The 13,867-nt window shown below is 68.5% G+C and carries 11 protein-coding genes; 7 read left to right on the top strand and 4 right to left on the bottom strand.

Annotation, left to right across the window (positions count from 1 at the left end; translation table 11 throughout):
* From HUX53_RS11885 to HUX53_RS41000, 3 genes are all read right to left on the bottom strand, one after another.
* On the bottom strand, nt 1-795 hold a 795-nt coding region (locus HUX53_RS11885; protein WP_176403228.1), incomplete at its 3' end, for a serine/threonine-protein kinase.
* 22 nt (nt 796-817) lie between these two features.
* Nucleotides 818-2,485 carry a serine/threonine-protein kinase gene (locus tag HUX53_RS39980; RefSeq protein WP_217919349.1) on the bottom strand — a complete coding sequence of 556 codons (1,668 nt, stop codon included), beginning with the start codon at nt 2,483-2,485 and terminating at the stop codon, nt 818-820.
* Nucleotides 2,485-4,428, bottom strand: coding sequence for a serine/threonine-protein kinase (locus tag HUX53_RS41000; protein ID WP_255205174.1), 1,944 nt, complete (start codon nt 4,426-4,428; stop codon nt 2,485-2,487). Before HUX53_RS41000 ends, HUX53_RS39980 begins: the two co-directional genes overlap by 1 nt.
* Before the next feature lie 185 nt (nt 4,429-4,613).
* Between HUX53_RS41000 and lysX the strand changes: the two genes are divergently transcribed.
* Entirely contained in the window at nt 4,614-7,913 is a 3,300-nt protein-coding gene (gene lysX, locus HUX53_RS11870) for a bifunctional lysylphosphatidylglycerol synthetase/lysine--tRNA ligase LysX (RefSeq protein WP_176403227.1), read from the top strand.
* Here the strand turns inward: lysX and HUX53_RS11865 are convergent.
* Nucleotides 7,910-8,107, bottom strand: coding sequence for a hypothetical protein (locus HUX53_RS11865; protein WP_176403226.1), 198 nt, complete (start codon nt 8,105-8,107; stop codon nt 7,910-7,912). The genes lysX and HUX53_RS11865 overlap by 4 nt on opposite strands.
* Here HUX53_RS11865 and HUX53_RS11860 point away from each other — a divergent pair.
* The 6 genes from HUX53_RS11860 to HUX53_RS11835 all read left to right on the top strand — a co-directional run bounded on the left by HUX53_RS11860 (nt 8,090) and on the right by HUX53_RS11835 (nt 13,616).
* Nucleotides 8,090-8,581: a hypothetical protein gene (locus HUX53_RS11860; protein WP_176403225.1), complete on the top strand. Its 492-nt coding sequence runs from the start codon at nt 8,090-8,092 to the stop codon at nt 8,579-8,581. The two genes, HUX53_RS11865 and HUX53_RS11860, sit on opposite strands and share 18 nt — an antisense overlap.
* 487 nt (nt 8,582-9,068) lie before the next feature.
* A complete protein-coding gene (locus HUX53_RS11855) occupies nt 9,069-9,455 on the top strand; it encodes a hypothetical protein (RefSeq protein WP_176403224.1) in 387 nt (128 codons plus the stop codon).
* 84 nt (nt 9,456-9,539) lie between these two features.
* Nucleotides 9,540-10,478, top strand: a complete 939-nt coding sequence (locus tag HUX53_RS11850; protein ID WP_176403223.1) for a hypothetical protein — start codon at nt 9,540-9,542, stop codon at nt 10,476-10,478.
* A 311-nt stretch (nt 10,479-10,789) separates the two neighbouring features.
* Nucleotides 10,790-11,698, top strand: a complete 909-nt coding sequence (locus HUX53_RS11845) for a peptidoglycan-binding protein (protein ID WP_176403222.1) — start codon at nt 10,790-10,792, stop codon at nt 11,696-11,698.
* Nucleotides 11,695-12,384 (top strand): ABC transporter ATP-binding protein, encoded by a 690-nt coding sequence (locus tag HUX53_RS11840; protein ID WP_309237179.1) that lies wholly within the window; start codon nt 11,695-11,697, stop codon nt 12,382-12,384. The genes HUX53_RS11845 and HUX53_RS11840 overlap by 4 nt, the downstream gene beginning before the upstream one ends.
* Nucleotides 12,381-13,616 (top strand): ABC transporter permease, encoded by a 1,236-nt coding sequence (locus tag HUX53_RS11835; protein WP_217919348.1) that lies wholly within the window; start codon nt 12,381-12,383, stop codon nt 13,614-13,616. Before HUX53_RS11840 ends, HUX53_RS11835 begins: the two co-directional genes overlap by 4 nt.
* Nucleotides 13,617-13,867 lie beyond the last annotated feature (251 nt).

The raw sequence follows: 13,867 nt of genomic DNA, 5'->3' as shown, positions 1-13,867 counted from the left end.
GGCCAGCAGCGGCCCGGCCTGCACGGCGGTCATCCGGTGCACCGGCTGGCGCGCCAGCAGCCCGTCCAGCACCCGGGCGAGCGGCCCCGCGTTCCGCGCCGGCGGGACCGGCTCGGTCAGCACGGCCTGCAGCGACGACATCGCGTCCGACCGCTCGTACGGCGACCGGCCCTCGACCGCCGCGTACAGGGTCGCGCCGAGCGCCCACAGGTCGGACGCCGGCACCGCCCGCTCGCCCTGCGCCCGCTCGGGCGGGATGTAGGCGGGCGACCCCATGACGAGGCCGGTCTGGGTGAGCGTCGCGTCACCCTCCATCTGCGCGATGCCGAAGTCGGTGAGCACCACCCGGCCGGAGTCGGTGATCAGCACGTTGCTGGGCTTGATGTCGCGGTGCAGGATGCCCTTCTCGTGGGCGTGCCGGAGCGCGCCGAGCATCTGCAGGCCGATATCGGCCACCCGCCGGTGGTCCATTGGTCCGCGTTCGATGATGTCCTGCAGCGACGGGGCGAGGACCAGCTCCATCACGATCCAGGGCCGGTCGGACTCCTGCACCACGTCGTGGACGGTCACGACGCCGGAGTGGTTCAGCCGCGCCGACGCCCGCGCCTCCCGGAACGTCCGCTCGTACAGGACGGCGCGCTCGTCGTCGTTCAGGCCCGGCGGGAACACGACCTCCTTGACCGCGACCTCGCGGTCAAGCATGACGTCGCGGGCGCGCCACACGGTGCCCATGCCGCCCCGCCCCACCACCGAGTCGAGCCGGTAGCGGTTACCGAGCAGACGTGCCTGTGCCATGTCGGAAGAGTCCCCCCATTGGTCATCCCACCCCGGAGGGACGGAACGTGTCGAGCACATTCTTCACGAGCGGCTCGCTCTCGTTCCACTGGGACGCGGGAACCGCCATGATGACGGCGTACGACCGCCCGTCGATGATCACGCCCCGGTCGCGCGCCCGGGTGAGGCCGGTGCCGCGGGTCCAGGTGAACTCGATGTCTGCCGCCCGGTACCCCGCGACCTCCGTTCGGGTGATGTCCCCGACCCGATGGAAGCCCTTCAACTTGCCGTCCGCGATGGCCTCCCGCTCCCAAGCGAACCAGTGATCATAGGGGTCGCCCGTCCAGCCCGTCCGGTCGACCTGAATGTAGGCGCTGGACGCGGGGTCGGTCCAGACGTCGCTGTTGCCCTGCGTCGAGTGCCGCCACCCCTTCGGGACGCCGATCGCGAACCCGGGGCCGGACGCCGAAACGAGGTTGTTCGGCATCGGTATCGCGCTCGCCGACGGCACGGACGCGGGCTTGGACGCGGGCGTCGTGCCGCGCGGCGTGTTCTGCGTGCTGGGCGTGGATTGCCTGGCCACGGTGGTGGGCGACTGCGTGGTCGTCGTGTCGTCTCCGGAGGACGGGCGGTTCGCCCACAGCACGACCCCGGCGACCGCCAGGACCGCCGCCGCCGCGACGACGCCCCCGAGGATCGGCAGGAGCGGCGACCGCCTGCGCGGCGGAGGCTGCGTGTATCCGTGCGTCCACTGCTGGCCAAGCGGCGCCGGCGGGACCGGCGCGGTCATGCCGGAAGGCGGGACGGGGATCTGCGGGGGTGCGCCATGCGCGGCGGCGGCCCCGTCCACGGCCGTCGCCTCCCCCGGCGCGAGCTGCGCGACGGGCAGGTTCGCGGCGTGGCCGGACGCGACCGCCTTCAGCGCGTCCTCCGCCTGGTCGCCGCTCAGCCGCCGCACCGGGTCGCGCTCCAGCAGCCCGGTCATGATGGGCGCGAGCGGCCCCGCGTTCTTCGGCGGCGGGACGTCCTGCGTCATCACGGCCGCGAGGACGGCCATCGCGTCGCTGCGGTGATGCGGCGCCTTGCCCTCGGTCGCCGCGTAGAGGGTCGCACCGAGCGCCCACAGGTCGGACGCGGGGACCGCCGGGTCGCCGTTCACCCGCTCCGGCGACATGTACGCCGGCGAGCCCATGAGCAGCCCGGTGCCGGTGAGCGTCGCGTCCCCGGCCATCTGCGCGATGCCGAAGTCGGTGAGGACGGTCCGGTCGTCGTCCGCGACCAGCACGTTCGCGGGCTTCACGTCGCGGTGCAGGATGCCGATCGCGTGCGCCGCCCGCAGCGCGCCCGCGATCTGCCGCCCGATCGTCGCGACGCGGCCGGGCGGCAGCGGCCCGTCCTCGTCCACGATGTCCTGGAGAGAGCGGGCCCGCACCAGCTCCATGACGATCCACGGCCGGTCGTCCTCGTCCACGACGTCGTGTACGGTCACGACGCCCGGATGGTTCAGCCGCGCCGACGCGCGTGCTTCGCGCAGCGTCCGGCGGTGCCGGTTCTCGCGCTCATCGTCGCTCAGCCCGGCGGGCAGCACGACCTCCTTGACCGCGACCTCGCGGTCGAGGGTCTCGTCGCGGGCGCGCCACACCGTGCCCATCCCGCCGCGTCCGACCACGGATTCGAGCCGGTACCGGCCGGCGAGGAGGCGGCCGGCCATCACTCTTCGTCCGCCGGCGCGAAGTGCTCGTAGACCGGCTGGAGGTCGGCGTACACCTTGCTCCAGTCCGCGTCGGGGGCGCACAGGAGGATCGCGTAGCCGTGCCCGTTCGTCACGAACCCTCGGTTGAGGATGTGCACCCGGCCTCCGTCGCCGTTGTAGGTGAACTCCCAGTCGGCGGAGTCGTCGCCGTCGCCGGTGTCGGGGACGGGCGGGTGGTCGCCGGTCGGCGCGATCCTGATCTTCTTGTAGCCGGGGAAGCGGGCGACGTTCCGCGCACTCTTGCGCCAGTCGTCGATCGCGCTGTCGCCCGGGTCGTCGGTCTGGTCGATCTGGAGGTAGACCTCGCGGTCGGGCGAGTAGAAGTAGTCGCCGCCCTGCTTGCGCTCGGGGCCGCTCCAGCCCGCTGGGACGGGCACCGAATAGCCGCTGGCGTCCTTGTGCATGGTGAACCCGGCGGGCAGGGCGCCGCTGCTCGGCGAGGCGCTCGGCGTCGCGCTCGGCGAGGCGGACGTGGCCGGGACCAACGGCGGGGCGCTGCGGAGCTTGGGTGCCGTCTTGTCGTCCTTGCCGCCGCCGCTGCTGGCGAGGGCGATGCCCGCCACGACCACGATGACGACCAGCACGATCGCGGCGACGATCACCACATTGCGGTTGGCGGCCAGCGCGGGCCGCACGGCCGGGTGCGTCGTCGGCGGGAAGTGCGTGGACGGCCCCGGCTCGGGCGGACCCTGCTCGGACGCGACCGCGCCCGCCGGTTCCGCGCGCGGGCCGGGACGCCACGAGCTGACCCGGTCGGGATCGGGCGCGGTCTCCCCCGGGTTGGCGGAGCCGGCCGCGCGGGCCTTGGCGGTGGGAATGTCGAAGCTGGTCAGCTGGTCCGGGCGGGCCTCCGGCGACGCCGCCGTGACACCGGGCTCCGGGGCCGCGGCGTCGTCCATCTCGTCCGGGAACGGCTGGTCGGGCGCGTACGTCTCCGGATACGGCTCGGCGTACGCCTCCGCGTACGGCTGCGCGCCGTAGGGGTCCTGGACGGTGGTCTGCGGGCCGGGAAGATCGTCCATGGCGAACTCGACGGCCATCGTGCGCTGGGTGTCGACGGTCTCCTGGCGGACGATGTCGTCCAGCAGCGCGCCGGCCTCGATCGCGTCCATCCGCTGGTCGGGGTTCTTGCGCAGCAGCCCCTCGATGACCGGGACGAGCCGGCCGCCCTTCTCCGGCGGGTCGGGCTCCTCGGAGATCACCGCGACCAGCGCGGCCATCGGCTCGGGCCGCTCGAACGGCGAGCGGCCGTGCAGCATCGCGTAGAGGGTGACGCCGAGCGACCACAGGTCGGACGCCGGGCCGGCGACGCGGCCCCGCGCGCGCTCGGGCGCGATGTAGGCGGGCGAGCCCATCACCAGGCCGGTCTGGGTGAGCGTGGCGTCGCCGGACGCGGTCGCGATGCCGAAGTCGGTGAGCACGGCGCGCTCGCCCATCCGCCCCGTGCCGGTGATCAGCACGTTGCTGGGCTTGACGTCGCGGTGCAGGACGCCGGCGCCGTGCGCGGCGTGCAGCGCGGCGAGCATCTGCCGGCCGATCTCGGCGGCGCGGCGCGGCTCCAGCGGGCCGTCCTGCTTGATCACCTGGTCCAGGGAGCGCGCCTTGATCAGCTCCATGATGATCCAAGGCCGGTCGTCCTCCTCGACCACGTCGTAGACCGTGACGACACCGGGATGGCCGAGCCGCGCGGCGGTGCGGGCCTCACGGAACGTGCGCTTGTGGTGCACGGCGCGTTCCTCATCGGTGAGACCATGCGGGAGGATGACCTCCTTCACCGCAACGTCCCGACCGAGGACCTCATCGTGCGCCTGCCAGACCGTCCCCATGCCGCCCCGGCCCACCTGGGTCACCAGGCGGTAGCGGCGGGCGAGCAACCGCTCACCGGTGGGTTCATTCGGCATATCCGCGACCATATCGACTTTTGCTGACAACCTTGGACCGAGCTTGCAAGCAGCATCCCCCTACCCGTACGACGTCCGGCACCGTCGCGAGGTTCGCCGCCGGACGGGCGCGCGCGGACGAAAGCGTGGTCGACGTGACAGCCGGTAAAAAGGAGAGGCCAGTACCGCAAGCCGACCGGGGGACCATGATCGACAAAGGCCCGCAGGGCGGCCTGCGGGGCGAGTGGGGACGGCTGATCCAGGCCGCGCCCACGATCTTCTTCTGGTACACCCGTCTCTCCGGGATCCTGTCGCTGCTCGCCTGGGTCTCCTATGGTCTCATCCTTGAGATAGCCGATATCTGGGCGCTGCGCTGGATCGGATACCTCGGCTGGTTCCCCAGCGTCCCCATCGGGCTGCTGTGGATCCTGCTGTCGATGGGCGTCCGGCGGCGCAAGAAGGCGGCCTGGCGGATCCTCGTCCTGATCTTCTGCCTGCCGACCGCGCTCGCCGTCACCGCCGTCCTGACGACGCTGATCAACCCGGACATGCCGACGCCCATCGGGCTGATCGTCACGGCGGCCGTGTACCTCGCCGTGCTCGGCCTGCTGATCGCCGCGCGCGGGCAGTTCACCACGCTGCCCGACCGCGCCAACCGCCGGCTCGCCACCATCGTCTTCACCAGCCTCCTGGTCGTGACCTGCGGAATCGGCACATTCCTGGTCACCGTGACCGACCGGAATGCCAACGGCGACTTCTGGACGCACCCGCTCTACGCGATCTCCCAGACCGTCCTCGGGCCGCGCGTCACCGGCAAGCCGATCGACGTGTCGGTGCCGTTCTGGGTGGACGCGATCCTGTGGAGCCTCGGCACCGGGCTGCTGATCGTCACGTTCTGGGCGCTGTTCAAGCCGGGGCGGCGCGACCCCGTCCTGTCCCCCGGCGAGGAGCTCTCGGCCCGCGCCCTGCTCGCCGAGTACGGCGACCAGGACTCGCTCGGCTACTTCGCGCTGCGCCGCGACAAGGACGTCATGGTCGCGCCGAACGGTAAGGCGGCCATCGCCTACCGGGTGGAGGGTTCGGTCTCGCTGGCCAGCGGCGACCCGCTCGGCGACCCCGAATCGTGGGACCAGGCAATAGAGGCATGGCTGGACGAATGCCGCGCCCACGCCTGGATCCCGGGCGCGGTCAGCGTCGGCGAGCGCGCCGCCCACATCTACAAGCGGCACGGGTTCGACGCGCTCGAACTCGGCGACGAGGCGATCGTCGACCTCACCGACTTCAACCTCGACGGGCGCGAGATGCGGCAGGTCCGGCAGGCCGTCCGGCGGGTCGAGCGGGCCGGGTACACGATCCGGATCCGGCGGCACTCGCAGATCCCCGGCTGGGAGATGGCCAAGCTGATCCGCAGCGCCGACGCCTGGCGCGGCGAGGAGACCGAGCGCGGCTTCTCCATGGCGCTCGGCCGCCTCGGCGACCCCACCGACGGGCGCTGCGTCATGGTCGAGGCGTTCGACGCGCACGGGGAGCTGCGCGGACTGCTCAGCTTCGTCCCGTGGGGGCGGGCCGGGCTGTCCCTCGACCTGATGCGGCGCGACCGGCTCGCCGAGAACGGCCTGAACGAGTACATGGTCGCCAAGCTGGCGGAGAAGGCCGCGGCGGTCGGCGCGCAGCAGCTGTCGCTGAACTTCGCGATGCTGCGGTCGGCGTTCGAGCGCGGCTCCCAGATAGGGGCCGGGCCGGTCGCGCGGCTCTACTACAAGTTCCTGTCGTTCGCGTCGAGGTTCTGGCAGCTCGAATCGCTGTACCTGTCGAACGCCAAATACCTGCCGCACTGGCGCCCCCGCTTCATCTGCTACACGCAGGGCCGGCACCTGATCCGGCTGGGCCTCGCCTACGCGCGGGCCGAGGGGTTCCTGCCGAGCCTGAACCGCCCGAAACTGGACCGGGCCGCCGCGATGGTCCCGACCACCGAGCTCGTCGGCAAGATCCGCGAGATCGAGGAGGCGGCGGACGCGGCGCGGGCGCCGCAGCGGCGGCTGTCGGAGCAGGAGCGGGTCCGGCACGCCAAGCTCGACCAGATCCGCGCCGCCGGGATGGAGCCGTACGCGCTCGGCTGCGAACGCACCGACTTCGCCGCCGACATCCGTGACCGCTTCCCCGCGCTGGCCCCCGACACGCACACCGGTTCCCCGGCCGCGATCGCGGGACGGGTCGTGCTGGCCCGCGAGCACGGCCGGCTGATCTTCGTCACGCTGCGGGACGAGACCGCCGACCTGCAGGTCATGCTGACCGCCGACGCGCTCGGCGAGGAGTCGCTGCACCGGTGGAAGACGCTGATCGACCTCGGCGACCAGGTGGGCGTGCGCGGCGAGGTCGTCACGTCCCGGCGCGGGGAGCTGTCGGTGCTCGCCTCGTCGTGGACGCTCACGGCGAAATGCCTGCGCCCGCTCCCGAACAAGAGCTCCGGGCTGTCCGACCCCGAAGCCCGCGTCCGGCAGCGCTACGTCGACTTCATCGTGAACGACGAGTCGCGCCGGATGCTGCGGATGCGCGGCGACGCCATCGCCGCCGTCCGCGACGGGCTGCGCGACCGCGGCTACCTCGAAGTCGAGACGCCGATGCTGCAGCCGGTGCACGGCGGCGCCACCGCACGCCCGTTCACCACCCGGATCAACGCCTACAACATGCAGCTCTACCTGCGGATCGCACCCGAGCTGTATCTGAAGCGCCTGCTGGTCGGCGGCGTCGGGCGCGTCTTCGAGCTGAACCGCAACTTCCGCAACGAGGGCGTCTCGCAGAAGCACAACCCCGAGTTCACGATGCTGGAGGCGTACGAGCCGTACGGCGACTACGACACGATGGCGGCGCTGACCCGCTCCCTGGTCGTGGACGCGGCCCGCGCCGCCCTCGGCACCACCGTCGTCGTCCGGGACGGCGTCGAGTACGACCTCGCCGAGCCCTGGCAGGAGATCACCGTCTACGAGTCGGTGTCGAAGGCCCTCGGCGAGGAGGTCACCCCCGGCACGCCACTGACCGCCGTGCGGGGGTTCGCCGAGCGGCACGGGCTGAACTGCGACCCGCAGTGGGGGCAGGGCAAGATCGTCCAGGAGCTGTTCGAGGCCCTCGTCGAGGAGGACCTGACGGCGCCCACGTTCGTCCGCGACTACCCGGCGGAGACGTCCCCGCTGACCCGCCCCCACCGGTCGGACCCGCGCCTCGCCGAGAAGTGGGACCTGATCGTCTTCGGCCTCGAACTGGGCACCGCCTACTCCGAACTGATCGACCCGATCCTGCAGCGGCAGCGGCTGACCGAGCAGTCACTCCAGGCCGCCGGCGGCGACCCGGAGGCCATGGAACTGGACGAGGACTTCCTCCGCGCCCTGGAATACGCGATGCCCCCCGCGGGCGGCATGGGCATGGGCATCGACCGCCTCCTGATCACCCTCACCGGCCGCAGCATCCGCGAAACGATCCCATTCCCCCTGGTACGCCCCGGCTCCTAGAGGGCCGGGACCGGCCGGTACCCCTCGCCGGCGAGCCACCCGCGCGCCGCTCCCCGCCGGGCGTCCTCCCCCTCGGGCAGGACGGCCGGCGGAACCGGCAGCCACCGCCGCCCCTCGCACTCGTCGTCCGGCACCTCGTCGGCGGGCAAGACGTTGCCGCGCTCCAGGTCAAGGACGTGATCACCGTCCTCCATGGCCGCGGCCACGGCACCGAGGTCGGCGGGCAGCGGAACGAGCGGCTCGGTACAAAGCTCCCCCAGCGCCGCCGCAAGGTCGTCGGCCAGCTCGGCGTCCCCGGGAAGGCCGCGCTCGCGCAGCTCAGCGAGGCACACACGAGCAAGCTCGACATCAAGGCCACCCCGACCGAGAGCGGCCACGAGCAGGTCACCGGCGTACTGAAGCACCGGCCGGAGCGGACGCCCACGAAGCACCGAGACATCGCCACGCCCGGCATGAACAGCACCCCGCAACCGCGCCAGCGCCCCTCGTCCCACTCCGTCACACGACATTTGTACAGACATCCAGTGACACCGACCCCCGAATTCACCGAGGACGTCCACCCGCCTCACCCGCCGTCCGGCAGAGAGGGGGGCGGGCGCGCCCGAGCACTATCCGGGCCGCCGGCGGTACTGCTCAACCTCATAGCGGAGGCGGGCGCCTACCAGTAGTTCTTCGTCTTTCGGGGCAGTCGAGTAGGCGTGCTACCAGTTCGACGATCTGGTCGTCGGTGAGGTCCGGCTCGCGCTCGGCGATACGCCCGACGATCTCCACCAGCTCGGGCCGCTCGGCCGGACGTCACCTTCGACGAAGACCGCCGCCGGACACCGCGCCCAAACCAACCCTGGAACCGCCCACACCCTGCACGGCACACGGCCTTTCGATGCTCGTCCGACATCACGCGAGTGCAGTCGGCGTAGGGAGCCAGCAAGGGTGCCTCGTGACGACCCAGGGCACCGGACACCAAAGAGTATGGCTGTGATCTATCTCACAACACTTCACAGGTGCGCCAGTCCATTCTGCAAGCAGGCAGGACTACGCTGCGCATTGCCATAACTACAAAAAGCCTGCACAATTTCGGCTGCCCGGGAGACGATCACCGTGTATATCTTACCGGGGGATAGAAACTCGGAGTGTCCCCAACAGTCAGGAGCGTAAATGCGAATCGGCAGACTCGCCGCCTACGCAACGGCATCGTTAATTGCCGGTGCGAGCGTCTTCTGGGCAGCGCCCGCGCAAGCAGCCTGGGAATCGTGCCCTTCTGGTTACGGTTGCTTCTACCGACTTCACTACGGCAACAACAGCAGCGGCCACTTCCAGTTCGCCGGCGACAACGGCAACTGGAACGTCTATGGCGTGACCGGGGAGGACTCTTCTGCATACGACAACGGGACCTCGTCGCTCTACCTCAACATCTACGACTACAACGGCCATGCCAAATACTGCATGACCCGGACCCACAAGCTCGGCTGGGTCGGCAACATGGGCGGCTCCAACTTCTGGAGCACCTCGCGGAATACGACATGCAACGTGGACGGGCTCTAGACTTCCCCGGCCGCTATGGCACCCGCTCTGCAGAACAGGGGCCATAGCGGCTTATCCATGATCTCACTGACAGGAAAGCCTCATATGCGCAAGACGGCGTTGGCGGCGCTATTTTTTGTCGGCTTGGCCGGCTGTTCGTCCGGATCAGTAAGTACTGCGAAGAGCACGCCGATCCCCCCGGGAGGACTCGGCAGCCACCCCCGGATCGGCGTTCAACTCAGCCCTGAGGACGATAAGGCGATCGCTCTCGCCACCGAGTTGGCGGTGCGCAGTTGCATGGCGAAGGCAGGCTTCAAGTACCTCCTCTTCGGCACATCCGACAACAAGCCGGAGATAGGTGAAGCGGTACCGTTCGGCCAGACCGTAGAGCAGGCCCGCGTCAATGGCTACGGCGGCGACCCCCGTAAGGGAGCTCACCCCGAGACGGGAGGTCCGCAACAAGACGCCAACACTCGTTACGTCGCCACTCTTTCCAAAACCGAGGCGGCGCGTTTCACGATTACGCGCGACGGTAAGCCGAACGAGGAGATTGTGATTCAATTCCCTGGTGGCGGCCGGGAAACATACCCGCGGAACGGATGCCAGACCGCTGCGTTGCATAAGCTCTATGGTTCCCCGGAGCGCTACGCCCAGCACCAGATCTTCGCGGCAACTGTAGGGCGGGGTACCGATAAGGCCGTAAATGCCGATCCGCGAGTCGTGAAAACCCAGAAGGAATGGGTTGACTGCGTGCGGAGGGCAGGATATTCATATCCCAACCAGACGGCGATGATGAACGCGGCACTGAATCCCTATCGCCATGCCACCGGAGATCTCACCAAGATCCGTCAACGGGAGATTCAGTTGGCGGTTGCCGCCGCGACCTGCGACCGCGACATGAAGACCACTGAGACCTACGACCAGGTCACGCAAGAACTGTACGATAAGCGGCTCGGATCACGGCAGGGAGAACTTGCCGCCTACATCCAGATCCAGAAGGATGTAGTGACCAACGCTAAGAAGATCATTCAGAACGGGGGCTGATAATGGCGCCCCGAAAGGGCAGGCTTGTCCTACTCGGTGTGCTCGGTGGCACTGCCCTGACCTCCCTGGCCGGGTTGGGATTATCCACCCTGATCAAGTCACCTCAGCAAGTCGCGGCCGAGAGCGCTCCTCCCAGCCGCTCAGTGCTCACGTCTGAGGTCGTACTACGCCAGCTCAGGAGAACCATCGTCCTACGGGGGACAACTGCAGCCAAGGCGTCCGTAACAGTCCAGGCCTCTCCTCCCGAGGGATCGAAAGCAGTAATCACTAAGTTGCCGGTGCATGCGGGAAGCAAGGTCCGCGCGGGAACGGTGGTCGTCGAGATCTCCGGTCGCCCGGTTATCGTCCTGCACGGCCGCTTCCCTACCTACCGCGACGTCCATGCTGGTGACGCGGGTCCAGATGTGCTGGAGCTTCAGCATGCGCTGGGCGAACTGGGCCTATCCACTGGAGCGAATTCGGGCGTCTTCAACGCAGCAACCGCGAGGGCACTGAAGACGCTGTACACCCGCCTCGGATACCGCCCCCCGGGTGAACGCGTCTCAACGATACCGACGGCATCCCCCGCCACCGGCCCGGGGTCCGGGCAGTCGAAGATGCTACTTCCAGCCAGCGAGGTCGTGTACATCCCCGACACTACGGCGATCGTCGATGATCTGCAGGCCAGGGTGGGGAAGGAGAGCAAGGGGACGGTCATGTCCTTGGCCTCAGGAGGCCTAAATGTTCGGGCACTTTTGTCGCCGGAGGATAGGCCCCTGGTCTCGATCGGCCAGAGCGTGCAAATCTCTTCCGATCAGTCAGGTACAACGAGATCGGGCCGCATCAGCGCGATCGGCCATTACACTTCCGGCACACCGGGCAGTCCACAGATCACACCAGCCCCAGGAAGTAATCCTGCAGCCTCGGGCCTGACCGAAGGTTCAGGCAACTCCGGCCATCCGCTGACCGTCAGACCAAGAAAGACTCTCCCCCCCGACTGGATCGGCCAGGATTTGAAACTGACGATCACAACGGCATCGACCTCGGGAAAGGTATTGGCGGTTCCCGTGTCGGCTGTATATGGAAGCGCGGATTCGGCGACGAAGGTAATCAAGTTGCTATCAAACGGTTCACAGAAGCGCATCGACGTTCGGACCGGCGCCTCCGCCGACGGCATGGTTGAGGTGATCGCCGCGGGTAACGCATTGCGCCCAGGTGATCGGGTCGTGGTCGGAAGGTGATACCCCCGGTCATCGACTTCACTAGCGTCGGTCGCACCTACCCCGGCCCCCCGCCGGTCACGGCCCTCGAAGATGTGAACCTGGTCGTTGGGCGAGGGGAGTACGTATCGGTCGTCGGCCCTTCGGGATCAGGGAAGTCAACGTTCCTCAATTTGATCGGAATGCTGGACCGGCCCACGACGGGTGCTTACCGGCTCGATGGCATCGAGACCAGCCTTCTCAAGGAGAGGCAACGCACCGCACTGCGCGGCAGGCGTATCGGTTTCGTATTCCAGGCGTTCCATTTACTCTCTCATCGGAACGCCGCGGAGAACGTTATGCTGTCGCAACTCTACGTGGGGGTCAGGCGTAAAGATCGCCGACGACAGGCAATGGCGATGCTCGACAGAGTGGGCCTCTCGAACCGCGCTAATTCGCTGACCTCCCAAATGTCAGGAGGTGAACGTCAGCGTGTGGCCATAGCACGGGCGCTAGTGAACAAGCCGAGCCTGCTGCTCTGCGACGAGCCAACAGGGAACCTGGACAGTAAGACAGCTCACGAGGTCATGTCCCTCATCGAGTCTTTGCACGCGGGCGGCCTCACCGTACTGCTGGTCACTCACGACGACTCGCTCGCCGCCCGCGCGCTGAGAACAGTCACGATCAGGGATGGACACCTGACCGAGTCGAGTGGTGAGGCCAAGTGAAGGTGCGCCGCCGCAGCACGGCCAGGCCAGTCGAGCAGACCACCCGGCTGTCGTTCTACGACGTCGTCATGGAGGCTGTGGACGCAGTCCTGTCACGACCGGGCAGGGCGGCGCTGACCGCCCTCGGCACCTTGCTGGGCGTGGCGGCTTTCGTCTCGGTTCTCGGTCTGACGGCGACCGCTTCAGGACAGATCAGCGCGAACTTCACCAGGCTCGAAGCGACCCAGGTCATCGTTGAGGATCAGGCGACCGGAGACCACTCGCTCGCGTTTCCCGCTGATGCTGAGCAACGGATCGCGCATGTCAACGGCGTCCGGGCTGCCGGAGTGTTCTGGGATTCCGGAGCCGGAGGTCGACGAGTATCGGCTCGTCCCGCTGCCCAAACTGATGAACAGCAGCAACTGCGAGTGTTCGCGGCCTCACCGGGGTTGCTGCCCGCACTGCACGCCCGCGTCAGTACCGGCCGCGCTTTCGACAACTTCTCCCGCCGCACCCGCCAGCAGGTTTGCCTCCTCGGCGCAACTGCCGCCAAAGAACTCGGGATTACTGACCTCACGCACGATCGGGCCGTCTTTATCGAAGGCCGTGCCTTCGTCGTCATGGGCATCTTCGACAACGTTGACCGGATGCCCGAGACACTACTGAGTGTGATCGTCCCCGACGCTACCTACACGGCATTGTGGGGGCCACCCCAGCAGACCGAAGCGCGGATGCTGATCGACACCCGACTCGGCGCCGCAGCCGTCGTCGCCAGCCAGGCGCCGGTTGCGCTGCGGCCAGACAACCCGTCGCGCCTTCACGCACTCCCGCCGCTCAGCCCGACCCAGTTGAAGAGCCAGGTCAATGACCAACTCCAGGGCCTGTTCCTGGTGCTCGCAGCGATCTGCCTTGCCATCGGCGGCGTCGGGATCGCCAACACGACCCTAGTCGCTGTTCTCGAACGCGTGGGCGAGATCGGGCTCCGCCGCGCCCTCGGCGGGCGCCGTCACCATGTTGCGCTCCAATTCCTCATAGAATCAGCGACCCTCGGCCTCCTTGGAGCGATGGCAGGCACCAGCATCGGCGTCGCAACCGTGATCGGCGTCGCATGGGCAAAAGACTGGACGCCGCTTCTCGCACCCGAAACAGTGTTGCCCGCACCTTTCGTCGGCGCCATCACCGGTCTCGTCGCCGGGCTCTACCCTGCATGGCGAGCGAGCCGGATCGAACCGGCCGAAGCACTGCGTCGCTAAATCTTCAAGCAGGACGAGGGCGAACCGCGCCGGGTAGGGCGTGCGGCTCATTTGACGGCCGGGCCGGCGCGGGCCCCGCCCTTCCGCATTCGGATACCCAACGGAATCCGCGGTGTTTGTCCGGCCTGACTCTCACAGGTCTAGTGCCCCGGTGGTGGGAGTTTGTTGAGGATGTCTCTGGCCTCGGCGGGGATGGTTGGTTCGGCGGTGATGTGGTGTTCGCCGATGGCGATCTCGACCGAGTGCAACGG

It is taken from the genome of Actinomadura sp. BRA 177 (assembly GCF_013372625.1).
Lineage (GTDB): Bacteria > Actinomycetota > Actinomycetes > Streptosporangiales > Streptosporangiaceae > Spirillospora.
The sequence above is the reverse complement of the archived record's forward strand: the minus strand, read 5'-3'. Positions and strand labels throughout refer to the sequence as shown.

Excerpts from the sequence above, each read along its gene's own strand:
- HUX53_RS39980 (WP_217919349.1), bottom strand. The coding sequence starts at position 2,485 with ATGGCCGGCCGCCTCCTCGCCGGCCGGTACCGGCTCGAATCCGTGGTC.
- HUX53_RS41000 (WP_255205174.1), bottom strand. The coding sequence starts at position 4,428 with ATGCCGAATGAACCCACCGGTGAGCGGTTGCTCGCCCGCCGCTACCGC.
- lysX (WP_176403227.1), top strand. The coding sequence starts at position 4,614 with ATGATCGACAAAGGCCCGCAGGGCGGCCTGCGGGGCGAGTGGGGACGG.
- HUX53_RS11865 (WP_176403226.1), bottom strand. The coding sequence starts at position 8,107 with ATGGAGGACGGTGATCACGTCCTTGACCTGGAGCGCGGCAACGTCTTG.
- HUX53_RS11855 (WP_176403224.1), top strand. The coding sequence starts at position 9,069 with ATGCGAATCGGCAGACTCGCCGCCTACGCAACGGCATCGTTAATTGCC.
- HUX53_RS11850 (WP_176403223.1), top strand. The coding sequence starts at position 9,540 with ATGCGCAAGACGGCGTTGGCGGCGCTATTTTTTGTCGGCTTGGCCGGC.